Origin of the sequence: Anaerostipes sp. AF04-45 (genome assembly GCF_003461725.1) — a bacterium.
GTDB lineage: Bacteria > Bacillota > Clostridia > Lachnospirales > Lachnospiraceae > Anaerostipes > Anaerostipes caccae.
On sequence record NZ_QTXQ01000010.1, the window covers coordinates 71,034 to 97,511 of the forward strand.

Here is a 26,478-nt window from a genome sequence, read left to right on the forward strand (position 1 = left end):
TTTTTGCTGAGGAGATGATATAATAGCTTTATGGAGGATTGTGTATGAATGATTTTAAGTATTTGAAAGAACTGTCCAAGCAGTACCCGAATATTTCGGCGGCTTCTGCGGAAATTATTAATCTGCAGGCGATTTTAAACCTTCCCAAAGGAACAGAGCACTTCGTTTCCGATCTGCATGGGGAGTACGAGAAATTCAGCCACATATTGAGAAACGGTTCCGGGGCGATCAGGGGAAAGATCGACGATCAGTTCGGCAATATTTTAAGTATCAAAGAGAAAAAGAACCTGGCGTCCGTGATCTATTACCCCGAGCAGAAGATGGACCTGATGGAAGAGGAATTGTCCGAAGAAGAGCTGGATTCCTGGTACCGGACTACGCTGATCCGGCTGATTCTCATGGCAAAGTTGGCCGCAAGCAAGTATACGAGATCGAAAGTGAGGAAAGCGATGCCTCCGGTGTTTGCGTACATTATGGAGGAATTGATCACAGAACACGGAATGCTGGACAAGGACGAGTATTTTGACCAGATCATCGAGACGATTTTAAAGACCGGGCAGGTCAGGGAACTGATCGCGGCCCTGGGCCATCTGATCCAGCGGCTGACCATCGACCATCTCCATGTGATCGGGGATATCTATGACCGCGGACCGGGAGCTCACCGGATTATGGACTGTCTCATGGATTATCATTCTCTGGATATCCAGTGGGGAAATCACGACATCCTCTGGATGGGGGCTGCGTCCGGACATGGGGCGTGTATTGCCAATGTGGTGAGGATCAGCGCCAGATACAATAATCTCGACACCCTGGAAAACGGATACGGGATCAATCTCATCCCTCTGGCAAGGTTTGCGCTGGACTGTTACAAGGATGATCCCTGTGAACTGTTTACAATCTCGGGGGATGTCCAGGAAGAGGATGTCAGGGAGCTGGACCTGAATAAAAAGATGCACAAGGCCATTGCCGTCATTCAATTTAAGCTGGAGGGACGCCTGATCAGGAGAAGACCGGATTTCGCCATGGAGGAGCGTCTGCTTCTGGATAAAATCGACTATGAAAAAGGCACTATCTGCATCCGGGGAAAAAAATATCCGTTAAAGGATACTCATTTTCCAACCATCGATCCAAAAGATCCGTACCGGCTGACCAAAGAAGAAGAGTATGTGATGGAACATCTGATCACTTCGTTCAAATACTGTGCTCATCTGCAGGAACATGTGCGGTTTCTTTTTTCTAAAGGCAGCATGTATCTTACATATAACGACATGGTTCTCTACCACGGCTGCGTTCCGCTGAATGCAGACGGAAGTTTCCGTCAGGTGAAGATCAACGGAAAGAAATATGCGGGGAAGGCCCTCTACGATGTGCTGGAACACCACGCCCGCCAGGGATATTTTGAGCAGGAAAATTCGCCGAAGAAAAAATATGGCCAGGATATCATGTGGTACATATGGTCCAATGAAAATTCACCGGTGTATGGGAAAGATAAGATGGCCACCTTCGAGCGCTATTTTGTGGATGATCCGGTCTTGAAAAAGGAGACAAAGGATTATTATTATCAGCTGATCGAGGAGGAGGCAGTCCTCTATCAGATACTGGAGGAATTTGACGCCGACGGCGTGAAAGGACATGTCGTCAACGGCCATATGCCTGTCGCTGTCAAGGACGGAGAAAGTCCGATCAAATGCAAAGGAAAGCTGTTTATCATTGACGGAGGCTTCTCAAAGGCATACCAGAAAAAAACAGGAATTGCAGGTTATACTCTTGTTTCTAATTCTTACGGAATTAAACTGGTTGCCCATGAGCCGTTTAAATCAAGGGATTTTGTCATCCGTGAAGAAACAGACATACATTCAGATACGGTCCTGTCGAAAAAGGTGATCCGCAGGAAACGGGTCGGGGATACGGACAACGGAAAACGAATAAAGGAAAGCATTAAGGATCTGGGCTGTCTCGTGACAGCATACCGAAAAGGAGAAATTTCAGAAAGAATCTAAGGAGAAGACGCTATGGAAAAGACATATTATCAGGCACCTACGGCTGCAGTGCTGGGAGACGTGGAATTGGGAGACGGAGTATCTGTCTGGTTCTCCTCTGTGGTCAGGGGCGACGAAAGCCGTATAAAGATCGGAAACCAGACTAACATTCAGGAAAACTGCACGGTCCATGTGGAGGAAGGACATCCGGTCCTCGTAGGGGAGCGGGTGACGGTAGGACACAACACGATTCTGCACGGGTGTACCATTGGGGATGAGACAATGATCGGCATGGGAAGCATCATCATGAACGGAGCCCAAATAGGCACACATTGTTTTATTGGGGCGGGAAGCCTTGTGACGGAAGGAACCGTAATCCCGGACGGAAGTCTTGCGTTCGGACGTCCCGCAAAGGTGGTCCGTCCGGTGACAGAAGAAGAAATCCGGGATATCAGGGAAAGCAGCAGGTATTATGTGGAAACTGCACAAAATCATCTTACAGAGAAAAATTCATAATTTACACAAAATCATCTTACAGAGAAAAATTCATAATTTAAATAGATGTTTCATACTTATTAAGCAAGATTATTTTTTGGAGAATTTTATGCCGGATGATTGTATTGGGGCGGCAGTCAATGAAAATTACCGCGATTTTATTTCCGGATTCAGGACCAGTCCGAATGAACTTCGGGACTTTTATCATTCAGACTGCATTACTCAGGTGAATTTTCAATATGCGATTGTCTATGTAGATGAGCAGCAGGCGGCTGCTTCCCCTGTCTCCAATTTTTCAGGAAATGCAATTCCCAGGTGCTATGGTCTTATGGATATGCAGGTTCTGGAGGAGACCGGGGCGGCACAGGTGCGGCGGTCGGGGCTTGATCTTACAGGACAGGGAGTTCTGGCGGCAGTCATAGATACAGGGATCGATTATACGAATACTGTGTTCCAGCTTGGAAACCAGACTACAAAGATTCAATATATATGGGATCAGACGATACAGGGAGAAGATCCTCCGATGCCTTATGGATATGGGACGGAATACACAAAAGAGCAGATAGATGAGGCGCTGCAGGCAGAAAATCCCCTGGAGATTGTTCCGAGCCAGGATACATCGGGACATGGAACTTTTCTTGCAGGCATGATCGCGGGAAATGAAGTACAGGAAGAGAATTTTTCAGGGATCGCGCCGGGGTCCGAACTGGTGGTGGTAAAACTGAAACAGGCAAAAAGCTATCTGAAAGAATATTACTGTATTGATCCTTCAAAGGAAGTCTATGCAGAACCGGATATCATGCTGGCGATCCGCTATGTTCTGGAGAAGGCAGATGAACTTAATATGCCGGTTGTGATTTATCTGGGACTTGGGACCAATCTTTCCTCCCACACCGGAACTTCACCGCTGGCCAGGCAGATTTCAGCCCTGGCATACCAGCCGGGAATTGCGATCGTTGTGACCGGGGGAAATGAAGGGCAGGCCAAACATCACTATGCGGGTGCACTCTCGGACGGAGAAGTTGTGGTGGAAATAAAGGTGGGGCCGGGGGAATACGGATTTACGGCGGAACTTTGGGGCTTTCAGCCAAACCAGTTTTTTGTGGACATCGAATCGCCTTCGGGCCAGAGGACCGGTGTAATATCAGGAGGCTATAGGGGCAGAAGGAATATCACATTTCTGCTGGAACAGACGAGTCTCATCGTAGATTATTTTACCATTGACGTATCCACAGGTTCTCCTTTTATCCGTATGAGATTCCGTGCCCCAGCAGAGGGAGTCTGGAAGGTTCATGTGACAGACGAAAATGTGGGGAGCAGGGAGTTTGACATGTGGCTTCCCATCCGGAATTTTATCACCGATGAGACCTATTTCTTAGAATCTACACCATATAATACACTCACTGCACCTGGGAACGCGGCACCGGTCATTACCCCTTCCACTTATAATCAGAGTAATAACAGCTTTTTTATCGAAAGCGGAAGAGGATATCCCAGGACCATGACCATACAGCCGGATTTTGCGGCGCCGGGTGTCAATGTGATCGGAGTCCTTCCCAGGAATCGGTTTGGGATGAAGACGGGCGCCAGTATTTCAGGGTCAGTGGTCGCCGGTCTTGCGGCACTGCTGCTGGAGTGGGGCCAGGTCAAAGAAAATGACTTGATCATGAATACACTGAGACTGAAGAATTATCTGATCCGCGGAGCCAGGAGAGATCCGGACCGAAATTATCCAAACAGGGAATGGGGATTTGGAGCCGTGGATGTTTATCAGGTTTTTTTAAGAATCCGTTAGAGTCGGTACTATAAAAGAAACTCCATGGCTGCAGTCTTATTTCCAGTTTTTTATTATGTTTCGGAAATAATTAATTTATAGTAACAAGCAGAACACATAGGAGTAATAAGATGGAGAGAGATAATATTTATGAAAAGCTGTGCCCTTATGTAGAGAGGGCAAAAGGCAGGGACGAACAGGCCTTCGAGTATCTCTATCACCATACGCATGAGATGATGAGGGTTTTTGTCTCAAATTTTTGTATTATCAGAGTGAAGTTAAAGACATCGTGCAGGCGATCTATCTGGAGGTCTTCTGTTTTCTTCCTTTGCTGAAAGACGATATGGCTTTTTGTGCATGGCTCAGATCAGTGGATTACCACTGTTGTCTCAAAGCTGTCCGGAAACAGAAGGAAACCAGTATCGGCGACGAAAAGGTGGAGCACATTAAAAATCTGCTGGAACAGATGGAACAGCCGTAGGAATTTTTTTGCTGAATCAGAAGCCGCTGCCGTCTGACAGTTTTACATCTGTTAGGACACAGGAGATAAAGCTTCAGGCAGAAAGCTTAAAGGGAATTGAGATTCCCAAGCCAGAACCGGTTCAAAAGAAAATAGAAGAAACAAAAGTACAAAAAGGTAAATAAAAACAGCCGGGGATATACACGCATCCCCGGCTTCACTAATATAGACAGATTTTATTCCCGGTAATCACCGCGGCTGAATTCCAGGTGATAACCGATGCTCTCCATCCTGCGCCCGAGACAGCCTACACATTCGGCAGCCTCATCTCCGGTGCAGATCTTGTTGTCATAAAGAGCATAATCTTTTCTGACATCAATCGGGGAGAGGTTCGGCATGACCACATTGGCGCCGGCCAGGATTCCTTTTTCACGGCCGTTTGGATCGATCGTTCCAAGTGCCGTGGTGGAAGGAAGCAGCAGATGGTGGTTCATCAGGCGCAGGATGCTGATCATGTAAGTAGTGAGGTCCGCTGTGCCGGAAGGCTCATCCTTAAAAGGTGTATCGTGATGAGGAATGAACGGCCCGATCCCTACCATTTTAGGATTCAGCTCTTTGATAAACAGAAGATCTTCGGCCAGGTGGGCAGCTGTCTGTCCGGGGGCGCCTACCATAAATCCGGTACCGACATGGAAGCCGGCTTTTTTTAAGTCCCACAGGCACTGCTTGCGGTGGGCCAGGGACATCACTTCTGGATGAAGCTTTTGATAGTGTTCCTCGGTAGCCGTCTCATGGCGCAGAAGATAGCGGTTGGCCCCTGCCTCATAGAGAGCCTGATAGCTTTCCGGTGAGCGTTCCCCAAGGGACAGGGTGATCGCGCAGTCTGGATAGGCTTTGCGCATGGCGGAGACAATAGAAACCATACGCTCATCATGAAAATAAGGATCTTCTCCTCCCTGAAGGACAAAACTCCGGTATCCAAGCTCATATCCGCTCTCACATGCAGAGAGGATCTGTTCCACGGTCAGACGGTAACGGCTGACATTTGGGTTGGAACGGCGGATGCCGCAGTATAAACAGTCATTTTTGCAGTAGTTGGTAAATTCAATGAGCCCTCTTGGAAAGACTCCGGTGCCGTATATTTTCTGAGCTTCTTTCCGGGCCAGGGATGCAAGATAATCGGCATCCTTCGCTGTCCTGTGTTCGATCAGGTGAATAAAATCTTCTCTCGGCAGAATTTGTTCTTTATATAATCGGTTGATCAACTCAAAATGATTCATGAAGATCAGGTTCCTTTCTTAGCATATTCGTGAAAATATCATACCATAATAGAAATAGAATAGAAAGGATTTCTATGTGGGTCTGTTTGTGATAAAATTTTTATCAGAAACTACAGAAGATACAGAAAGGAAACTGTTATGAACGAAAATGTAACTGTTTTTAGCCATCCGTTAATCAAACATAAAATTTCCCAATTACGGGATGAAACGTGCAAGACTAAGGAATTCAGGGCGCTGGTGGAAGAAATTTCTATGCTCATGGGTTATGAGGTGCTCAGGGATCTGGAAATGGAAGAGATCGAGATCAAGACACCGATGGAGACAACCACTGCACCGATTATTAAAGGCAAGAAGCTTGCGCTGGTCCCGATCCTCAGAGCAGGACTTGGCATGACCGGAGGGATTCTGTCCTTGGTGCCGTCTGCCAAAGTAGGACATGTGGGGATGTACAGAGACGAAGAGACGCTTGAACCCAAAGAATATTACTGCAAACTGCCGGAAGGGATCGACCAGCGTATGATTCTGATCGTAGATCCCATGCTTGCAACCGGAGGATCTGCGGATGCGGCGGTTCAGTTTGTAAAGAAAAAGGGCGGTAAGCAGATAAAGTTTGTTTCTATTATAGCAGCGCCTGAAGGAGTAAAACGCCTGTCAGAGGCACATCCTGACATTCAGATTTACTGTGGGGAGATCGACAGGGGATTAAATGAGAACGGATATATTCTGCCGGGACTCGGCGATGCCGGCGACCGCATTTTCGGAACGAAATAAAGAATGAATGAGATAAATACATTGGGAAACAATGAGAGTAATATTTGAATCTTATATCCGTATGTGCTAAACTACAAAAGTTGACGTTTTTTAAAGGAAAGTGAGTATAAGATGGTAAGAGAAGATATCAGAAATATTGCGATTATTGCCCATGTAGATCATGGAAAGACCACATTGGTGGATGAATTATTAAAACAGAGCGGTACCTTCCGTGAAAATCAGGAAGTGGAAGAAAGAGTCATGGACTCTAACGATATTGAGAGAGAACGCGGTATCACGATTTTGTCAAAGAATACCGGCGTGCGCTATAATGATGTAAAGATCAACATTATTGATACACCGGGACATGCTGACTTCGGCGGAGAAGTAGAGCGTGTGTTAAAGATGGTAAATGGAGTGGTGCTTGTAGTAGACGCCTTTGAAGGCCCTATGCCTCAGACAAAGTTTGTATTGAAAAAAGCGCTGGAACTGGATTTGTCCGTGATCGTCTGTGTCAATAAAGTAGACCGTCCGGAGGCAAGGCCGGATGAAGTTGTGGATGAAGTGCTGGAATTACTGATGGAACTGGACGCAGACGATAAGCAGCTGGACTGTCCGTTTGTCTTCGCGTCCGCAAAGGGCGGATATGCGGTTGCCGATCTTTCCGATGAGAAGAAAGATATGAAGCCGCTGTTTGATACGATCATTGAACATATCGAGGCGCCGGAGGGAGATCCGGAGAAACCGACCCAGGTTCTGATCAGTACGATTGACTACAATGAATATGTGGGAAGGATCGGAGTCGGTAAGGTTGACAACGGTTCTATCAAGGTGAATCAGGAATACATGGTTGTAAACGCCCATGAAGAGGAAAAACAGCAGAAAGTTCGCATCACCAAGTTATATGAATTTGAAGGCCTTAACAAAGTGGATGTGAAAGAAGCCGGGATCGGATCGATTGTAGCCATCTCAGGGATTTCTGATATTCACATCGGAGATACGATTTGTGATCTTGATGAGCCTGAAGCTATCCCATTCCAGAAAATTTCAGAGCCTACCATTGCCATGCAGTTTATGGTCAATGACAGTCCTTTAGCCGGACAGGAAGGCAAGTATGTGACCAGCAGACATTTAAGGGACAGGCTGTTCCGTGAACTGAACACAGATGTCAGCTTAAGAGTAGAAGAAAGTGATACCACAGACAGCTATAAGGTATCCGGCCGCGGAGAACTTCATTTATCCGTACTGATCGAGAACATGCGCCGTGAGGGGTATGAGTTTGCAGTGAGCAAAGCGGAAGTTCTCTATAAAGAAGATGAAAAAGGCAAAAAGCTGGAACCGATGGAAATTGCCGTAGTTGACGTGCCGGAAGAGTTTGCCGGAGCTGTCATCGATAAATTAAGCCAGCGAAAGGGTGAACTTCAGGGTATGAGTTCTGCCAAAGGCGGTTATTCAAGGCTTGAATTCTCTATTCCGTCCAGAGGTTTGATCGGATACAGGGGAGAATTTTTGACAGATACCAAGGGAAACGGCATTTTAAATACAGTATTCGACGGTTATGGACCTTATAAGGGAGACATTCAGTACCGCAAGCAGGGTTCTCTGATCGCTTATGAAACCGGGGAGACGGTAACTTATGGCTTATTTGCGGCCCAGGAGAGAGGAACGCTGTTTGTTGGAGCCGGAGAGAAGGTTTACAGCGGCATGGTGATCGGCCAGAACGGAAAGGCCGAGGATGTTGAAGTAAACGTGTGCAGGACGAAAAAGCTTACCAATACCCGTGCATCAGGCTCTGACGATTCACTGAAGCTTTCACCTCCTAAAATTTTAAGCCTGGAGCAGGCCTTAGAGTTTATTGACACCGATGAACTACTGGAGATCACCCCGGAAAATATCAGGATCCGAAAGAAGATTCTGGATCCTACGATGAGAAAAAGACAGGCGTATAAGAAACAATAATGTCAAAACCTTCCGAATATTTTGTCGAAGGATTTTTCTTCTAATTGATGCCAATTTAGAATACTCTGTATAGTACACGAATTGATACAAGAAGGGAGAAAAAGTATGACAGAAAAAGGAATCAATAATAATCAAGTGGAGGTAGCGGGCGAGATTATATCCACCTTTGAATACAGCCATGAGATTTTTGGCGAAGGTTTTTATATGGTCAAACTTTTAGTAAACAGGTTAAGCGAAGCGACTGATGAAATACCATTGATGATTTCCGAACGTTTAGTGGACGTAACAAAGGACTGCCGGGGCAAATATCTCAGGGCTTTCGGTCAGTTCCGGTCGTATAACAAACATGAAGAAAACCATAACCATTTGATTTTATCCGTCTTCGTAAGGGATTTGGAATTCCTCGATTCCATGGAAGACGTGAAGCCGAACCAGATCCAGCTGGACGGGTTTATATGTAAGCAGCCGGTTTACCGGATGACACCCCTCGGAAGAGAAATCTGTGACATCCTGCTGGCTGTGAACCGTTCTTACGGGAAATCCGATTATATCCCTTGTATCTGCTGGGGAAGGAATGCCAGATTTGCGGGGAGTTTAGAAATCGGCGCCAGGATTGAACTTGTGGGAAGGATTCAGAGCCGTGAGTACCAGAAGCGGATCAGTGAATTTGAAGTCGTAAAGAGGACTGCATATGAAGTTTCTGTGAACAAACTGGAAATGAAGGTCCCGGAAGAAGAGTAAAACTCCCTGTTTTACAGGACATGACAGGGAAATCAGCGCGATAGATAAAGTATGGATTTTTTGCCGGAATGGTGATATAATAAAGCGATATTACTAAAGGAAGATTCTTTGAGGTGAAAAGATGAAAGGACGAGTGGAAGTTTACTGCGGCCAGGGCAAAGGGAAGACATCGTCGGCCTTAGGCCACTGCATCAAAGCAGCAGGACAGGGGAAGCAAGTCATTATTGTTCAATTCCTGAAAGGAAAAGACACGGAGGAGATCAGCTTTATAAGACGCCTGGAACCAGAGATTCAGCTGTTCAGTTTTGAGAAGTATGAACAGCACTATATGGATCTGACACCTGAACAGAAGAAAGAGCAGGAGCATTTCATCGGCAACGGCCTCTGTTATACGAAGAAGGTCATTGACACCAGACAGTGCGATGTCTTAGTGCTTGATGAGGTACTCGGACTTTTAGATCTTGGACTTCTTTCTGAGGAGGAACTGGTGGCCCTGGTCTCCGGAAGGGACGAGGAACTGGAAGTCATCATGACAGGAAGAAGACTGCCTGATTCTTTGAAGGACTGGGTGGATGACATCTACTGCATTAACACAATTAAAGAATCATAAGATTACATAAGAGATTAGGAGGAATGTATATGGCTATATTTACCGGAGCCGGCGTTGCATTGATCACGCCGATGAAAGAAGACTTATCAGTAGACTATGACCAGCTTGAGAGGGTCATTGACGATCAGATTAATCACGGCACCGACAGCATCATCATCTGCGGGACCACAGGGGAAGCTTCTACGATGTCTCACAAGGAGCAGATCGAGGTCGTTGCCGCATGTGTTTCCTGTGTCAACAAACGGGTTCCGGTCATTGCCGGGGCAGGTGCTAATTGCACAGACGAAGCCCTTTATCTCGCCAGGGAGTCGGAGAGAGTCGGAAGCGACGGGCTTTTAGTTGTAACTCCATACTATAACAAAGCCACACAGGCAGGATTGGTCGAGTATTACACGAGCATAGGTAATTCTGTAAACATTCCTATCATTATGTATAATATCCCGGGAAGGACCGGAGTGAACATTCAGCCTGAGACGACGGCAAAGATCTTCAAATCAGTGGAGAACATTGTAGGTATGAAGGAAGCCAGCGGCAATCTTTCACAGGTTGCGGATGCCCTCTATCTGACAGACGGAGAACTTGACATGTATTCCGGAAATGACGACCAGATCCTTCCGGTCTTATCTCTCGGAGGCAAAGGTGTGATCTCTGTTTTGTCCAACATCGCACCGCAGGAGACCCATGATATGGTCATGAAGTTCTTAAACGGAGACGTAAAGGGCAGTCAGGAACTTCAGATGAAGTATATGGACGTGATCCATAAACTGTTCTGTGAAGTAAACCCAATTCCTGTAAAAAGAGCTATGGCAGAGCTGGGATTCGGAGCCAACGCAGTGAGAAGGCCTCTTACAGAGATGGAAGAAGATCACGCACAGGAACTCATCGAATCTATGAAAAATGTAGGAATTCTTTAAGGAGCGGCACAAATGATAAAAGTAATGATGCACGGCTGCAACGGTGCTATGGGACAGGTGATCAGCGGGATCATCGAAGAATCCGAAAGTGCGGTCATGGCGGCGGGAATAGACTTTAAAGACGACGGACACAATCCGTATCCGGTATTTAAAAATCTGGAAGACTGCAATGTGGATGTCGATGTAATCATTGATTTTTCCTCCTCCAAAGCCACGGACCGGCTGTTAAGCTATGTGGCTGAAAAGCAGATACCGCTTGTCTTATGTACGACGGGTCTGAGTGAAGAACAGTTAAAAAAAGTCGAGGAGACAAGCAAAAAGACCGCAATTTTAAGGTCTGCCAACATGTCTCTTGGGGTTAATGTTTTATTAAAGCTTGTGAATACGGCAGCAAAGGTGCTGGCAGATGCGGATTTTGATATTGATATCGTAGAGAAGCACCATAAACTGAAAGTAGACGCACCGTCAGGAACTGCCCTTGCGCTGGCAGACGCAGTCAATGAAGCGCTTCACAACGAGTACGAGTATGTTTATGACCGGAGTCAGAGAAGGATCAGGCGTCCGAAAAAAGAGATCGGCATTTCGGCGGTCCGCGGAGGGACCATAGTCGGACAGCACGATGTGATCTTTGCCGGACAGGATGAAGTCATTGAATTTCATCACACGGCCTACTCCAAAGCAATCTTTGGAAAAGGGGCAGTCAGCGCGGCTATCTACCTTGCGGGCAAACCGGCCGGTATGTATGATATGAGCGACGTGATCGGTTAAATATTGTTTGAAACCAAAGGCGGTACGGCTGATGATGCGTACTGCCTTTTTGTGAACATACGAAAGAAAGAGTGGGATTTATGTTATCAAAAAAAGTATTAGAGTTATCGAAGCAGCACTCCGTGATCCGGGATATTTTTGAATTCGGCATGGAGAGGGCCAAAGAAGTGGGGGCTGAAAATGTATTTGACTTCAGTATAGGAAACCCATCGGTTCCTGCCCCGAAGGAAGTGGATGAGACGGCTATGAAGTACATAGAGAACGGCGATCCGGTGGCAGTCCATGGATATACAAGCAATGCGGGCATATTTGAGGTAAGGGATGCAGTGGCAAAGTCATTGAACAAAAGGTTTGACACGGCTTACAGCGCGGATAATATTTTCATGACGATTGGCGCTGCGGCGGCTGTGGGCATTTGTTTTAAAAGTCTGGTGGACGGGCCGGAGGATGAGATTATCACCTTTGCGCCTTATTTCCCTGAATATCAGGTATATGCCGAGGGAGCCGGATGTAAGCTCGCCGTGATACCGGCTGAGACTGAGACATTCCAGATTGATTTTGAAAGGCTTAAGTCTGCCATCAATGTGCACACCAAGGCTGTGCTGATCAATTCCCCGAACAATCCTTCCGGAGCCGTTTATTCCAGGGAGACGATACAGAGGCTTGCGGAGCTTCTCACAGAGAAGCAGAAAGAGACAGGCCACAGCATTTATATCATATCCGACGAACCATACAGGGAGATCGTCTATGACGGAATAGAACTTCCCCACGTTCCGAAATATTATGATAACACATTAGTCTGTTATTCTTTCAGCAAATCCCTTTCTATTCCCGGAGAGCGGATCGGCTATATCATCGCACCGTGTGAGGCGGAGGACTATGCGGATCTTCTGCCCGTGTTTATTGCTTCAGGAAGGCTGCTTTCTTATGTGAGTGTGCCTGCTTTATATCAGAAAGTAGTCGGCGACTGTGCTGATCTCACGGCAGACCTGTCCGTATATCAGGCAAACAAAGACTTATTTTATAATGCCTTGACGGATATGGGCTACGATTGTGTGGAGCCGGGAGGGGCATTTTACCTGTTCCCCAAGGCTTTGGAACCGGACGCCAACGCATTTTGTGAGCGGGCAAAGAAGTATGACCTGCTGATGGTTCCGGGGGACAGCTTTGGATGTCCGGGTTATGTGCGGATTTCCTACTGTGTACCTACGGAAAGGATTGAGAAGGCGCTGCCCCTGTTTCAGAAACTGATCGATGAATACAAGGAGAATTAAAATGAAATCTTGGAGAGATAATATAAGAAATGTAGTCCCGTATACCCCGGGAGAACAGCCGAAAGAGGACGGTGTGATCAAGCTGAATACCAATGAGAATCCATATCCTCCTTCTCCGAAAGTTTTAGAAGCGATAAACCATATTAAACATCTGAGAAAATATCCGGACCCGGCAGCGGCGGATCTCACAGAAGCGATCAGTTCCTACTACGGTCTGAATCGGGACGAAGTCTTCGTCGGAGTCGGCTCAGATGACGTTTTAGCCATCGCTTTTCTGACGTTTTTTAATTCCGGAAAGCCGGTGTTTTTCCCGGACATTACCTATTCTTTTTATGATGTCTGGGCCAGTCTGTTTCAGATCCCGTATGAGACCAAAGCATTGGATGAAGAGTTCGGCATACATGCCGGAGATTATTACGGAGAAAACGGGGGAGTGATCTTTCCGAATCCCAATGCGCCGACAGGGGCTCTTTTAGAATTGGAGACAGTCAGGGATATTTTAGATCATAACAGAGATGTTCTTGTGATCGTGGACGAGGCTTACATCGACTTTGGGGGTGAGAGCGCGAGAAGCCTTATCCCTGAATATGATAATCTGCTGGTCGTACAGACATACTCTAAATCCCGCTCTCTTGCCGGGCTCAGGATAGGATATGCCATGGGAAATAAAGAGCTGATCAAGGCTATGAACGATGTGAAGTATTCCTTTAATTCTTACACGATGAACGAGCCGGCCATTGTTATGGGGAAGGCGGCGATCGAGGATGAAAAATATTTCCAAAAGACAAGAGAAAAGATTATAAATACCAGAGAATGGTTTCAGGAGGAACTTAGAAATCTGGGATTTGCATTTGCGGATTCCAAGGCAAATTTTGTCTTTGCATCACACGAATCTATTCCGGCCAAAGAATTATTCGAAGCAGCAAAGAGAGAAAAAATATATATCCGGTATTTTGACAAGCCCAGAATTGACAATTATTTAAGAATTACGATCGGCACAGATGATGAGATGCAGACTCTGGTGAAGTTTTTGAAAAAACAAATAAGGCCATAGGATAAAGCAGGCAGGTCACGGAAAATTTCCCGGTACTGCTTGCTTTTTTAAAAACTTTGAGTTAAGATAATAATGTAATTATTTCTAAAATATGGAATATACGGGGAGGGGTATGACGTAGACTTCCGTTTCAGCAAGGAAGGAGACGGTTATGTTGACCAGACCAGAGTTTTTAACTTATGTAGAAGAACACATACTGGAGTATGTGAAGGACCCGGAGGAAAAGCAGGCCTCCATCCGGCAGGTGACAAAGAACAATAACATCAGTTTAAACGGCCTCTGTATCGGAAAAGGAGAAGAAGTCTGCCAGCCTATCATTTATTTAGATTCCTATTATGAGGACTACCGGGAGGGAGCAGACCTGGGAGAGATCCTATGCAGGATAGGTGCGGTCTATGAGGACAGCAGGGCAGACAGTCCGATCGATGCTTCCCTTTACAGGGATTACAGCCACATGAGGGATCTGCTATTTTTCCGTCTTGTAAATTATGAGAAGAACAAAGAACAGTTAAAGGACTGTCCCTGTGAGAGAATCGAGGATCTGGCCGTGACTTACCGGTGGTTTGCCCACCATGACAAGAATGGGATGGCCAGTGCTCTGATCCGCAATCAGGATCTTGACTTATGGGGCATCACAAAGGATCAGCTCATGAAAGATGCAAAAGCAAATACAAAGAGAGTTTTTCCGCCCCTGCTCCGGCCTATGGAGGAGTTATTTCCTCAGATGGATGCGGCAGGAGAGCTGTTTGTCCTGACCAATGAAGAGGGACTCAATGGTGCGGGAACTGTCCTCTATGAAGGAATTCTCGACAGTTTTTCCGATCAGATTAAAGGTGGATTTTATATTCTTCCCAGCAGTATCCATGAGGTTCTGCTTGTGCCTGAAAAGGAAGGAAGTGATCCTGCGGCCCTCTCGGAACTGGTGAAAGAAGTAAACCGTACCGTGGTGGATGAAGGTGAGATATTGTCTGACCGGATTTACTATTATGAAAAAGGGCAGAATGTATTTATGTCGAAAGTGTGAATTTTACATCCGGAGGGACTGTGACCTTGTCATCCGGAGAACGTTACTTTATAATGTAAATAATTAAAAAGCTGGGGTGATGAAAGATGAGACGTTGGGAAATATATCTGGAAATATTCATGGAACTTATAGTGATCGCGGGAGGGGCCTTTCTTCTGATCTTTGTCCTGCCTAAGTGCATCGGATTCTTATGGCCCTTTGTGGCTGCTTGGATTGTGGCGATGCTGGCCCATCCGGTGATTGCGTTTTTGGAAGACAAGATCAGTCTTCCGAAGAGATTCGGCTCGGCACTGATCATTATTGCGGTAATTGCAGGCCTGATCGCACTGATCTCATTTATTGTCAGCCAGCTGGCCGCCCAGATCGTGGGATTTGCGGCCAATCTTCCGGATCTGAGGGAGACGGTCCAGACACAGCTGATGAATCTGAAAGAACAGGCAGTGCACCTTCTGGATTCTCTGCCATATGGAATGGGAGTAAAGTTTGATACGATGCTCGGTTCCACGGACAAGGTGCTGGACAAGGCAGTGAGTGCCATCGGGAATTACGGCATGGAACATTCCGGCAATGTGGCCAAAGGCATGACCAGCGGATTTATCGGAACGGTGGTTATGTTCTTTGCCTCATATTTGTTTATCGTGGATAAGGATAAGATTGTGCAGGGATATGAAAAGCACGTTCCAAAGATGGTCCGTCATAAGATCGGTATCTTTTACCACAATACACTCGGAGTTTTGGCAAGCTACTGCTGGGCACAGGTAAAGATCATGGTCATTATAGTTGCGATTCTCTGGATCGGCTTTATCCTTGCGGGGATCAGCTATGCATTTTTCCTGGCCGTTGTGATCGCGATTCTTGATGTGCTGCCGATTCTTGGGACCGGGACGGCGATCATCCCTTGGGCACTCTACAAGATCCTCACAGGAGATATTAAGACCGCCATTATACTGCTGATCATCTATGTGATCTGTCTTGTGACCAAACAGGTGCTTCAGCCTAAGATGATGGGAGACAGTATGGGGATTTCACCCCTTGCCACTTTGTTTTTGATTTATATCGGTTTAAAGCTCTCGGGCATTGGAGGCATGCTTCTTGCTTTAATTCTGGGCATCTTTGTGTATAATCTATATAAGCTGGGGATCTTTGACCGGAAGATTGCATTCTTCCAGCGAAGGATCGAGATGCTGACGATCAACAGTGAGAAGGAAGAAGAACAGATAAAAGAAGAACTTGACAGAAGAGAAAGAGAGGGAAAAGAATCATGAGTTACGCAGATACTCTGTTCATCAACATGTGCAGAGATATTTTAGAAAATGGAACCAGCACAGAGGGAGAAAAGGTCAGGCCCAAATGGCCGGACGGCACACCGGCTTATACGATCAAGCAGTTTGGCGTTGTGAACCGTTATGACCTGTCAAAGGAGTTTCCGGCGCTGACACTGAGGAAGACATTTGTCAAGTCTGCTGTAGACGAACTGCTCTGGATCTGGCAGAGGAAGTCAAACAATATCCATGATTTAAAGAGTCATGTGTGGGATGAATGGGCAGACGAAGACGGATCCATCGGTAAGGCATACGGCTATCAGATGAGGGTAAAGCATCAGTATGCGGAAGGCATGATGGATCAGGTAGACAGGGTGATCTACGACTTAAAGAACAATCCATACAGCCGCAGGATCATGACGAATATTTACGTTCATCAGGACCTGCATGAGATGAACCTTTATCCGTGTGCTTACAGCATGACATTTAACGTGACCAAGAAACCGGGCCATGAAAAGCTTGTCCTGAACGGCATCCTAAATCAAAGATCTCAGGACATTCTGGCGGCGAATAACTGGAATGTAGTCCAGTACTCGGTTCTGCTTTATATGCTGGCACAGGTGTGCGGCATGGAGCCGGGAGAGTTTGTCCATGTGATCGCTGACGCACATATCTACGACCGGCACATTCCGATCATAGAGGAACTGATTAAGCGCCCGGTTTATGACGCACCGAAGTTTTCCATGAATCCCGATGTGAAAGACTTTTATGAGTTTACTCTGGATGACTTTAAGATAGAAGATTACAAAGCAGGGGAGCAGATTAAGGATATCCCCATTGCCATATAGGAGAGAAATATGAATTTGATTGTGAATGCGGACAAAAACTGGGGAATCGGCAGGGAAAACCAGCTTTTGGTTCATATCCCAAATGACATGAAGATGTTCCGGCAGACTACGACAGGAAAAGTTGTAGTCATGGGGAGAAAGACATTGGAGAGTTTTCCAAACGGCATGCCTCTTCCGAAGAGGACGAATATTGTCCTGACGACAGATCAGGATTACGACGGCCGGGGAGCCATTGTGGTCCACAGCCGGGAAGAATTGTTTGAAGAACTTAAAAAATATGCGGATGAAGATATCTTTATCATCGGGGGCGAGAGTATATACCGGATGATGCTTCCTTACTGTGATACGGCCTATGTTACCAGACTCGACTATGCATATGATGCAGACACCTATTTTCCGGATCTTGACGCACGAAAAGAGTGGGAGATTGTAAAAGAAAGTGAAGAACAGACTTATTTTGACCTTGAATATGTATTTTTGAAGTATCAGAGACGGAATGACGATTGACAGAAGATTCAAAAAGTTTCATAATAAAACTTAATGAAAAACTACATATAACAGGAAGGAAGAGATAACATGTTAGATATCAAAGTTGAAAAGACACAGTGTCCGAAAGAAAAACCGGGAAAAGATGATCCGCTTCTGTTTGGGACCATTTTTACAGATCACATGTTTGTGATGGACTATGATGAGGAAAAGGGATGGTATGATCCGCGCATCGTTCCCTATGCTGATCTCACATTGTCTCCGGCTGCAACGATCTTTCATTACGGACAGGGTGTTTTTGAAGGGCTGAAGGCATATAATTCAGAAAATGGAAACGTGAATTTATTCCGCCCGGACATGAACGCAAAGAGATCTAACCGTTCATCTGACAGGCTGTGTATTCCGGAAATCCCGGAAGAAGACTACATCCAGGCGATTGAGCAGTTAGTTGCGCTGGACAAGGACTGGATTCCGAGTGAACCGGACCATTCTTTATACATCCGTCCGTTTATTATCGGTACAGATCCGTTTTTGGGCCTGAAGACTTCCAGATACTATCAGTTCATTATCATTCTGTCACCGGTAGGACCTTACTATCCGGAAGGACTGGACCCTGTCAGCATCTGGATCGAAGATGACTACGTAAGAGCTGTACGCGGAGGAATCGGAGAAGCCAAGACCGGGGGCAATTATGCGGCCAGCATTTTATCCCAGGTGAAAGCACATGATGAAGGATATTCCCAGGTACTTTGGCTGGACGGAGTGGAAAGAAAATATATAGAAGAAGTAGGAGCTATGAATATCTTCTTCAAGATCGGCGGCAAGGTAGTGACTCCGAAACTAAACGGAAGTATTCTGCCGGGTATTACCAGAGACTCAGTGATACAGCTCTGCAAAGAGTGGGGATATGAGGTAGAAGAAAAGCGGATTTCCATAGATGAGATCTATGAAGCCCACAAAGCAGGAATTTTGGAAGAAGTTTGGGGAACCGGAACCGCGGCCGTCATCTCACCGGTTGGCAAACTGCGCTGGGGAGATGAGATCATGCAGGTAAAAGACGGAGGAATCGGCGAATTAAGCCACAAACTCTATGACACTGTGAGCGGAATCCAGCTGGGCAAAATCGAAGATACCCATGGATGGATTGTGGAAATCAAATAAATGTTACGTCTGGAAGAGGAGCCTCTCTTCCAGTCTTTTTTTAATTGAAATATTGTATTCTTGAAATGACTTTGGTATAATATTAAAACGTGACTAAAAGTCATAAACTCAAATTCATATATTATGAGGAAATGAAAGGAGATTGGACAATGGAAATGTACATTGCGATTGCAGCCGGAATCTTATCTCTGGTTGTTGCATTTGCACTGATGACGAAAGTAAAAGGTGCGGATGAAGGAAATGACCAGATGAAAGAAATCGCCGGAGCGATCAACGAAGGAGCCCATGCATTTCTAAGGGCAGAATACAAGCTGCTTGTAGTATTTTGTATTGTAGTATTTGTATTGATCGGCCTTGGAATTCAGAGCTGGGTATCAGCAGTATGCTTTTTAGTGGGAGCATGTTTTTCTGCTCTTGCAGGATTTATCGGGATGCATACAGCAACAAAAGCAAACGTAAGGACTGCAGAGGCAGCAAGATCAGGCGGGATGAGCAAAGCTTTATCCATCGCATTTTCCGGCGGTGCCGTTATGGGACTTACTGTGGTAGGTCTTGGACTGTTCGGTGTTACTATGGTTTACAAGGTGACTGGAGATGTCAGCGTACTGACAGGATTCAGTTTGGGAGCATCCTCTGTGGCATTGTTCGGCCGTGTAGGCGGCGGTATTTATACAAAAGCCGCTGACGTCGGAGCTGACCTTGTAGGTAAAGTAGAAGCAGGTATCCCGGAAGATGATCCGAGAAACCCGGCAGTTATCGCTGACAACGTAGGTGACAACGTAGGTGACGTAGCAGGAATGGGTGCCGACTTATATGAATCTTATGTCGGATCTATCGTATCTGCCATTACCATCGGTGTTGTAGCGTTCAGCGTAAAAGGGGCTGTGTACCCGCTGGTACTTGCAGCGATCGGAATTGCGGCATCTATTCTCGGTGTTATTTTTGTAGTAAATACGAAGAGCCAGAATCCGCACAGGGCACTGGACGGAGGTACATACTTCTCAAGTGTTATCGTTTTGATTGCGGCATTCTTCTTAAGCCGTCAGTTCTTCGGAAACCTGGATACTTTCTGGGCAATCCTTGGCGGTGTCCTGGTTGGCAATATTATCGGTAAATTAACTGAGTTCTACACATCCAGTGACTACGGAGCAGTTAAGAAGATCGCTGATCAGTCTGAGACAGGATCTGCGACAACGATTATTTCAGGACTTGCAGTGGGAATGGAATCCACAGCATTCCCGATTATCTTCATCAGTATCGCGGTTATCGTTGCATATCAGTTTGCAGGTTTATATGGAATCGCTCTCGCGGCGGTAGGTATGCTTTCCACAACAGGTATTACCGTAGCAGTCGATGCTTACGGACCGATTGCGGATAATGCCGGCGGTATCGCAGAGATGGCTGAGTTAGACGAATCTGTGCGTAAGATTACAGATAAACTTGATGCAGTAGGTAATACAACAGCGGCTATGGGTAAAGGATTCGCCATCGGTTCAGCAGCATTAACCGCATTGGCTCTGTTCTCTGCTTATTCACAGGCTGTTGACCTGACAACAATCAACTGTCTGGATCCGAAAGTTATCGTAGGTGTGCTGATCGGAGGAATGCTTCCGTTCTTGTTCTCAGCGTTCACCATGCAGTCTGTTGGTAAGACAGCAAACGAAATGATCGTGGAAGTACGCCGTCAGTTCAAAGAGATTCCGGGAATCCTCGAAGGAAAAGGAAAACCGGACTATAAGAACTGTGTTGAGATTTCTACATCAGCAGCATTAAAAGAAATGCTTCTTCCGGGTGTTATGGCAATCATTGCCCCGTTGATCATCGGTGTTCTCTTAGGAGTGGAAGCTCTCGGAGGATTATTAGTAGGATCTTTGGCATCTGGAGTTATGATGGCGATCTTCATGGCAAATGCCGGAGGAGCCTGGGATAATGCGAAGAAGTATATTGAAGAAGGACATCACGGAGGAAAAGGCAGCGATGCCCATAAAGCAGCCGTTGTCGGTGACACTGTAGGTGATCCTTTCAAAGATACATCAGGACCGTCAATCAACATTTTGATCAAGTTAATGACGATCGTAGCTTTAGTATTCGCACCGTTATTCTTAAGTATCGGCGGAATTTTATAAGAAATGAATTAAAATCCATGGAATCGAAAGGTTCCATGGATTTTTTTGTCCTAATACAGGTTTCGTTGGAATTCAGTTTTCTGCGGCCGCTGCACTGCAGGTATGAGAATCAGATGATTTTTTCATCATGAGAACAGCGATGAAGGTCACTGTACATTCTGCTGCGATAATTCCGGTCCAGAGGGCCTGCCTGCCAAAGACTGCAGGCATGAGAAAGATAAATGCGACATTTATGATGAAACTTCTCAGTGAGGCTATCGTCAGGGCTTTGAATGTCCTTTTGGACGCCAGATGGTAAGTAGTAAAGATCATATTGACTGCCGCAAACAAAAAGGAGACTCCGTAGACAGATAAACTCTCACCGGCAAGCTTTACCAGCGCCGGTTCCCGGTTAAAGATGTGAATGACCGGTTCTCCAAACAAGAGCAGTACGGCATACAGGAGGAAAGCAAGAAGAAAGTTTACGGCGATACCTTTTTTGAGGAAGCAGCGTTCCAGTTCTTTCTTTCCCTCTCCGGCGGAACGGCTGATCAACGGCTGTATCCCGTCAGAAACGCCGATAAATACGGAGAAGACCAGTGTTAAAAGATAACATACTACGGAAAAAGCAGATACCCCGATGTTTCCAAGATAACGTATGACGATCAGATTATAGCAGAAGATGGTGACCGGCTGGCTCATCTGAGTGATCAGTTCCGGTATCCCCCCCCCGTCTCAGGATCTCTGAAGTGTAATATTTTTCTATAGGAAGAAGCTTTAGCTTCAGCCTTCCTTTCCCATGAATAAAATGAGGAAGCATAATCATACAGGAAATTACCTGCCCGAGACCGGAAGCGACGGCCGCTCCGTGGATTCCCATATGAAAGACAAAGATAAACAGCCAGTCGAGAAAGACATTGCTCAAAGCTCCGGCCGCCATACCGGCCAGTCCCAGTTTCGGGTTTCCGTCATTCCGCACAAACGCTGCTAGTACCATAGCCATGCAGAAGAAGATTCCGAATAAAATATAGTACCGGAGATAATCGGATGTAAGAGATAGAAGATCTCCGCGTGCCCCTAAGAGCCTGGCAATCTGGTCTGAAAACAAAAAGCTGAACACTGTCATAAAAGCTGAAAATATCAACACCAGATAAATGCTGTTCATAAATGAGCGCAGAGCTTTTTGTTCATTTCCCTGACCAATGAAGATGGATGTAATGGTTGATCCTCCCATAGCGATCATCATGGCAACTGCAGTCAAAATACATATAAAGGGAACTGCTAAATTAATGGCGCCAAGACCGTTTGAACCGACCCCGCGGCCTACAAAGATACCATCAACCACAAAATACAATCCGGTTACCATAGATGCACAGACTGACGGTATCACAAACTGATAAAATTTATGTTTGTTCATTATAAAATAACCTCCAAATTTTTGTTATAATAAAAGTATAAAGTATCCCATCATGGGAGAGTCAAGGAGGAATTAAATGAAAGAATATTTGACAATCGGGGAAGTCTCCAAGATGAAAGGAGTCGGCATTAAATCTCTGAGATATTATGACCGCCTCGGTATACTAAAGCCTGCATATATAAATCCCGATACCGGTTACCGATATTATTCAATTGAGCAGATGCTCATGCTTGACATGATCCTGCTGTGCCTTGGGCTGGACATTCCATTGAAACAGATGCAGGAGTATATGGATAATGAGGGTCATTTAGATATGAAAGGACTGCTGAAAGACGGAAGGAAAAAAGCAGAGGAAAAAGCCAAAAGGATACAGGACACACTGTTCCAGATAGACGGGCTGGAACGGCGGATCAGGGGAGCCGAGGAAATACGGAATAAGGGCAGTGACAGTTACAGCAAATATATTGGGGAGAGAATGGTCATCGCGCTGCCTTGGAATCACCCGTCCACGGATGATAAAGCGTATATGAGTGAAGTGACAAAATTATATTCGCTGTCCCAAAAGTTGGAGCTGACGGTTTTTTATCAGCAGGGTATCATACATCATAGAAAAGGGGGAGAAGCCAAATCTTATATCTTCCTGGAGATACAGCAGACAGATGTAAAAGATCCCGGGATTTTCAGTCTGCCGGAGGGAACTTATGAGTGCAACGTATCTGAGGACACCAGAATCGATGAAGAGGCAGAGACAAAAAACCAGCCAGAAGATCTATTAATAGTAGAAACAGACTTTTATTTCGGAAAACAGCCAAAAGACAGATACTTCTTAGAACTGCAGATATATAAAGGAAAAGACGGTGGGAAATAAAAACCCACCGCCTTTATGAATGGACGTTATTTTTGCCGGATAAGTGTCCTTTGAACAAGAGGAGCCAGCCAGCGATTGTTTTTTATCACTATTGGAGGAACGCATTTTAAAGCGTGACGGAAATAGTGAGAAAAACTCAAGGGTTAAGTTCCGCAATCCGGCTTACAGCCACATAAATCTCGCTGATTTTATACCAGGTCGGATAATCTACGACTCCGGTCTGCCCAAGGCCGAATACATTTTGGAATACTCTTACCGCATCGGCCGTCTGCTGTCCGTATGTGCCGTCCACCGGTATCGTAGGGATAGAAGGATAGTCCTTCGCAATCCGGTTTAATTGTTCCTGCATCTGACGGACTTTATCACCGGTGGAGCCTATGGTCAGATCATAACCCGGCCAGGAGGAAGGAATGCCTGAAATCTGCTCCGCGGTATTGATATACATACTTTCTCCATAGTAATATCTGAGGATTTCGATAGGAGTATATCCCTGATCTCCCAGATATTTAGATCCCCACTGTGTCATCCTTATAGTAATAGCGTATGTAGTAGAAAGAAACGCGTATTTATGCGGTTTAAGAGTAATAATAGTAGATGTCAATTTCACCGTCAGACTTGCGATAAATAATTTTCTTTACGATTGAATTAATAGCGGCATACTTTTCGTCTTTAGTCGTAGATTCACTTGAAACGATATCGTACACACTTTTAATCCTATTTGGCATATCTGCCTTTATTTCTTCTTCAGGGACAGATAAGCTTTCCAGTTTATCTTGAAGGGAAGACCTTTCCCTTGAAAGTATATTTTTGTTTTCGCGGTACTCATCTAATGTATCAATACCATTCCGGTATGCTTCTTTGATTCTAAGTTCCTTTAGTTCTATTTTATCTAATTGCATTTTTATGATCGAGATTTCATCCGAACTCTTTGTATCCGTCAAGATTTCGAAGGGAACCTCTTTCTTTAATGAATCTTCCTTTAACATAGATAAAACAATAGGGACGATCTTCTTTTCTGATACCTGATGCGAAATTGAACATTTTCCTTTTAAATAACCGTAACACTGAAAATTGATATAGGTTCTTCCGTATCGTTTGTCAGTGTGTACGGAAGTGGATAGGCTACGGCCGCAAGCAGAACATTTTATTAGTCCGGAGAGCCAATGACGTTTAACAGATGATGGCTTGCTTTTTTTAACAATAATTTTACTCATTAATTGTATTCTTTCATTTGCAGCATCCCAAAGTTCTTCAGATACAGTAGGTTCAAGTTTTGGAACTTTCACAATGATCCAGTCATCTTTGGACTTCTTAGTCCCATCAGGGTTCCTGTAATTCCATCTAAGCCAGCCTTTATAAATTGGATTCATTAAAATGTATTTAACGCCACGCGCTTCAAACAATTTTCCTTTCTTTGTGCGATAGCCGAGAGAGTTCAAGTGTCGGGCAATTTCTAAAAAACCCATAGAAGAATAAACAAACTTTTTAAATGCTATTTCAACAGGCATTGATTCTTCAGGAACTTTTTTCGGCAACTCTCCCTTGCGTACAACTTGATATCCAAGGGCCGGTGATGATTGGAAATTTCCACGCATAGCATTTTCCACCATACCTCTTGTCACGTCTTCTCCTAAACGTATGGAATAAAACTCATCCATCCACTCGATGATACGCTCGATGAGTTTTCCGAACATACCATCACCGGTTTGTTCTGTAATACTTACCACGTCAACCTTACATTTGTTACGAAGCAGGTTTTTATATACGATGCTTTCTTCTTGATTCCTTGCAAAACGGCTGAATTTCCAAACCAGGATCACATCAAATGGTGCAGGCTTTTGTTTGGCCATGGAGATCATCTTCATAAAGTCAGGACGTTTTTCAGCCTTCTTACCTGAAATCCCTTTATCCATAAAAATAAACTCATTGCTAAGAATCATACCATTCCTCTTTGCGTACTCGCCCAGAAGACGCTTCTGAGCGTCAGGCGACAATTCCTCCTGCATATGTGTACTTACTCTTATATAAGCAGCGGCTATTCTCAATTACATCACCTCATTCTATTGTATTAAAAAAGAGTACAAAAATAACACCTATTGCCAGGTGTCTCTCTAAAATGATATAATCTATTTGCTAGGTAGATAAATCCGGAGACATCCGGCCATAGTCTATTTAATTCCGCTCGGTTGCCGCCGAGCGGTTTTTATCTATAAAATTTTATCTCCATCAAAAACAAAGGATGTTAATTCCGGTTCTATGTCTGTATCACCATTCCATTTAAAAATAAGAGTATATTCACTTCTTGTCTGTGCACCAAAACTATTTTGAGCATCTACATAAGAAGAAACTGTGTATTTATTTTTGTCCTTAGAGATTGACCAGTCTTCAGAATGGAGAATTGCACCAGGGAAATCTGCGGTTTTCGGTGCTTTCAATACAGACTTTACCTTTTCTTTTGTTGATGAGATTAACCAGGTACGCTCTTCAGAAGAAAGTAAACGGTTTTTGACAGCATCGACCTTTTTAAATTTTGATATAAATTTTACAGTACCACTATTCAAGTTCTTTACCTTGTCGTTATCGAAATAAACTTCGAAAGAATAATCAGAATAATTAAAAGACATACCATTTTCAGCTTTTTTCTGTACATCAATTTTAGATGGTTCAATTCCGATGCTTTTTAGAGAATTATAAAAATTGATTCCTCTTTTAGAAGAAAGTTTTTGCTCTTTAGCGAATTTTTCGGCAGCAGTCAATTTCTTTTCAGTGGCTGATGAAGATGTGGTTGATTCGGAATCTGATTTTTCTTCTCCAAATAAGGAAAATAGCAAACCAAGACAAAGAAGAACGGTAATAACGATTCGAACAACCTTATTAAACTTTCCATATTTCCACATAAGTATCAATCCAACCGGGAAAAAGATAATAAGCATTAAAATAGTAAACCAGGTATTTGCATAAAATTTTTGAGTTTCCATAAAATCCTCCTTATTGTAGTAATTTAGTAACATCCCTCTTAAGTGTATTGTTATGGTAAATCTTACCAAAAATTCATATCTAATTTTCATTTATAATGTGATTTATGGAAGTAAGAACATGGCACGCACGACACAATAAAAATATAACTTTAAAGCAATTACAAGATCTAACCGGAATCACGAAAACCGCGCTAAACGACATTGAGAATGGAAAGAAGTTGTCCGACGGCAGAATGTGGGAGGTACTAACCGCACGTTATTTTAGTGCCAT

Annotated in this window: 26 protein-coding genes and 1 pseudogene; 21 read left to right on the forward strand and 6 right to left on the reverse strand. The window is 44.9% G+C overall.

Annotated features, from left to right (window positions below):
- Window positions 1–44: 44 nt before the first annotated feature.
- The 5 genes from DWV34_RS14255 to DWV34_RS17220 all read left to right on the forward strand — a co-directional run bounded on the left by DWV34_RS14255 (window position 45) and on the right by DWV34_RS17220 (window position 4,893).
- Window positions 45–2,000, forward strand: a complete 1,956-nt coding sequence (locus tag DWV34_RS14255) for a fructose-1,6-bisphosphatase (RefSeq protein WP_118476554.1) — start codon at window positions 45–47, stop codon at window positions 1,998–2,000.
- 12 nt (window positions 2,001–2,012) lie between these two features.
- Window positions 2,013–2,495, forward strand: a complete 483-nt coding sequence (locus DWV34_RS14260; protein WP_054335401.1) for a gamma carbonic anhydrase family protein — start codon at window positions 2,013–2,015, stop codon at window positions 2,493–2,495.
- 88 nt (window positions 2,496–2,583) lie between these two features.
- Window positions 2,584–4,269: a S8 family peptidase gene (locus DWV34_RS14265; protein ID WP_118476555.1), complete on the forward strand. Its 1,686-nt coding sequence runs from the start codon at window positions 2,584–2,586 to the stop codon at window positions 4,267–4,269.
- 238 nt (window positions 4,270–4,507) lie between these two features.
- The gene (locus tag DWV34_RS14270; RefSeq protein ID WP_009290750.1) at window positions 4,508–4,729 is read left to right on the forward strand and encodes a hypothetical protein; all 222 of its coding nucleotides are present in this window, start codon (window positions 4,508–4,510) and stop codon (window positions 4,727–4,729) included.
- An 8-nt stretch (window positions 4,730–4,737) separates the two neighbouring features.
- On the forward strand, window positions 4,738–4,893 hold the full coding sequence (locus DWV34_RS17220) for a hypothetical protein (protein WP_158565691.1): 156 nt from the start codon (window positions 4,738–4,740) through the stop codon (window positions 4,891–4,893).
- 51 nt (window positions 4,894–4,944) lie between these two features.
- On the opposite strand, the gene hydE is transcribed toward DWV34_RS17220, so the two are convergent.
- Entirely contained in the window at window positions 4,945–5,988 is a 1,044-nt protein-coding gene (gene hydE / locus DWV34_RS14275; protein ID WP_118476556.1) for a [FeFe] hydrogenase H-cluster radical SAM maturase HydE, read from the reverse strand.
- 138 nt (window positions 5,989–6,126) lie between these two features.
- On the opposite strand from hydE, the gene upp reads away from it, so the two are divergent.
- The 14 genes from upp (at window position 6,127) to DWV34_RS14345 (ending at window position 20,965) form a co-directional block, all read left to right on the forward strand.
- A complete protein-coding gene (gene upp, locus DWV34_RS14280) occupies window positions 6,127–6,759 on the forward strand; it encodes a uracil phosphoribosyltransferase (protein ID WP_006565577.1) in 633 nt (210 codons plus the stop codon).
- 111 nt (window positions 6,760–6,870) lie between these two features.
- Window positions 6,871–8,697 carry a translational GTPase TypA gene (typA, locus tag DWV34_RS14285; protein ID WP_054335402.1) on the forward strand — a complete coding sequence of 609 codons (1,827 nt, stop codon included), beginning with the start codon at window positions 6,871–6,873 and terminating at the stop codon, window positions 8,695–8,697.
- A gap of 105 nt (window positions 8,698–8,802) precedes the next feature.
- The gene (locus DWV34_RS14290; protein ID WP_006565575.1) at window positions 8,803–9,438 is read left to right on the forward strand and encodes a single-stranded DNA-binding protein; all 636 of its coding nucleotides are present in this window, start codon (window positions 8,803–8,805) and stop codon (window positions 9,436–9,438) included.
- Between the two features lie 121 nt (window positions 9,439–9,559).
- On the forward strand, window positions 9,560–10,048 hold the full coding sequence (locus DWV34_RS14295) for a cob(I)yrinic acid a,c-diamide adenosyltransferase (protein ID WP_006565574.1): 489 nt from the start codon (window positions 9,560–9,562) through the stop codon (window positions 10,046–10,048).
- 29 nt (window positions 10,049–10,077) lie between these two features.
- Window positions 10,078–10,962, forward strand: coding sequence for a 4-hydroxy-tetrahydrodipicolinate synthase (gene dapA / locus DWV34_RS14300; RefSeq protein ID WP_009290753.1), 885 nt, complete (start codon window positions 10,078–10,080; stop codon window positions 10,960–10,962).
- Window positions 10,963–10,974: 12 nt separating this feature from the next.
- Window positions 10,975–11,730 carry a 4-hydroxy-tetrahydrodipicolinate reductase gene (gene dapB, locus DWV34_RS14305; RefSeq protein WP_006565572.1) on the forward strand — a complete coding sequence of 252 codons (756 nt, stop codon included), beginning with the start codon at window positions 10,975–10,977 and terminating at the stop codon, window positions 11,728–11,730.
- An 80-nt stretch (window positions 11,731–11,810) separates the two neighbouring features.
- On the forward strand, window positions 11,811–13,004 hold the full coding sequence (locus DWV34_RS14310) for a pyridoxal phosphate-dependent aminotransferase (RefSeq protein ID WP_118476557.1): 1,194 nt from the start codon (window positions 11,811–11,813) through the stop codon (window positions 13,002–13,004).
- A gap of 1 nt (window position 13,005) precedes the next feature.
- A complete protein-coding gene (gene hisC, locus DWV34_RS14315; RefSeq protein WP_118476558.1) occupies window positions 13,006–14,058 on the forward strand; it encodes a histidinol-phosphate transaminase in 1,053 nt (350 codons plus the stop codon).
- A gap of 151 nt (window positions 14,059–14,209) precedes the next feature.
- On the forward strand, window positions 14,210–15,082 hold the full coding sequence (locus tag DWV34_RS14320) for a DUF5688 family protein (protein ID WP_118476559.1): 873 nt from the start codon (window positions 14,210–14,212) through the stop codon (window positions 15,080–15,082).
- Between the two features lie 86 nt (window positions 15,083–15,168).
- Window positions 15,169–16,347 carry a sporulation integral membrane protein YtvI gene (ytvI, locus tag DWV34_RS14325; RefSeq protein ID WP_006565568.1) on the forward strand — a complete coding sequence of 393 codons (1,179 nt, stop codon included), beginning with the start codon at window positions 15,169–15,171 and terminating at the stop codon, window positions 16,345–16,347.
- Window positions 16,344–17,192: a thymidylate synthase gene (gene thyA / locus DWV34_RS14330; protein WP_006565567.1), complete on the forward strand. Its 849-nt coding sequence runs from the start codon at window positions 16,344–16,346 to the stop codon at window positions 17,190–17,192. Before ytvI ends, thyA begins: the two co-directional genes overlap by 4 nt.
- 9 nt (window positions 17,193–17,201) lie before the next feature.
- The gene (locus DWV34_RS14335; RefSeq protein WP_118476560.1) at window positions 17,202–17,699 is read left to right on the forward strand and encodes a dihydrofolate reductase; all 498 of its coding nucleotides are present in this window, start codon (window positions 17,202–17,204) and stop codon (window positions 17,697–17,699) included.
- A 69-nt stretch (window positions 17,700–17,768) separates the two neighbouring features.
- Window positions 17,769–18,839 carry a branched-chain amino acid aminotransferase gene (locus DWV34_RS14340; RefSeq protein WP_006565565.1) on the forward strand — a complete coding sequence of 357 codons (1,071 nt, stop codon included), beginning with the start codon at window positions 17,769–17,771 and terminating at the stop codon, window positions 18,837–18,839.
- Window positions 18,840–18,988: 149 nt separating this feature from the next.
- Complete coding sequence (locus DWV34_RS14345) at window positions 18,989–20,965, forward strand: sodium-translocating pyrophosphatase (protein WP_039946117.1); 1,977 nt, start codon at window positions 18,989–18,991, stop codon at window positions 20,963–20,965.
- 72 nt (window positions 20,966–21,037) lie between these two features.
- Here DWV34_RS14345 and DWV34_RS17750 read toward each other — a convergent pair whose 3' ends face one another.
- Both DWV34_RS17750 and DWV34_RS17755 read right to left on the reverse strand, forming a co-directional pair.
- Complete coding sequence (locus tag DWV34_RS17750; RefSeq protein WP_243000875.1) at window positions 21,038–21,646, reverse strand: MATE family efflux transporter; 609 nt, start codon at window positions 21,644–21,646, stop codon at window positions 21,038–21,040.
- Window positions 21,615–22,361, reverse strand: a complete 747-nt coding sequence (locus tag DWV34_RS17755) for an MATE family efflux transporter (RefSeq protein ID WP_243000876.1) — start codon at window positions 22,359–22,361, stop codon at window positions 21,615–21,617. The genes DWV34_RS17750 and DWV34_RS17755 overlap by 32 nt, the downstream gene beginning before the upstream one ends.
- A gap of 76 nt (window positions 22,362–22,437) precedes the next feature.
- Here DWV34_RS17755 and DWV34_RS14355 point away from each other — a divergent pair, with 76 nt between their 5' ends.
- Window positions 22,438–23,229, forward strand: a complete 792-nt coding sequence (locus DWV34_RS14355) for a MerR family transcriptional regulator (protein WP_118476561.1) — start codon at window positions 22,438–22,440, stop codon at window positions 23,227–23,229.
- A 136-nt stretch (window positions 23,230–23,365) separates the two neighbouring features.
- Here DWV34_RS14355 and DWV34_RS14360 read toward each other — a convergent pair.
- The 3 genes and pseudogenes from DWV34_RS14360 to DWV34_RS14370 all read right to left on the reverse strand — a co-directional run.
- Window positions 23,366–23,755: pseudogene (locus DWV34_RS14360) on the reverse strand (peptidoglycan-binding protein); the annotation flags it as partial.
- A 49-nt stretch (window positions 23,756–23,804) separates the two neighbouring features.
- The gene (locus DWV34_RS14365; RefSeq protein WP_243000879.1) at window positions 23,805–25,274 is read right to left on the reverse strand and encodes a recombinase family protein; all 1,470 of its coding nucleotides are present in this window, start codon (window positions 25,272–25,274) and stop codon (window positions 23,805–23,807) included.
- Window positions 25,275–25,436: 162 nt separating this feature from the next.
- Window positions 25,437–26,207, reverse strand: coding sequence for a hypothetical protein (locus DWV34_RS14370; RefSeq protein WP_118476563.1), 771 nt, complete (start codon window positions 26,205–26,207; stop codon window positions 25,437–25,439).
- 104 nt (window positions 26,208–26,311) lie between these two features.
- On the opposite strand from DWV34_RS14370, the gene DWV34_RS18125 reads away from it, so the two are divergent.
- The coding region (locus DWV34_RS18125) for a helix-turn-helix domain-containing protein (protein ID WP_147342260.1) at window positions 26,312–26,478 on the forward strand (167 nt) is incomplete at its 3' end.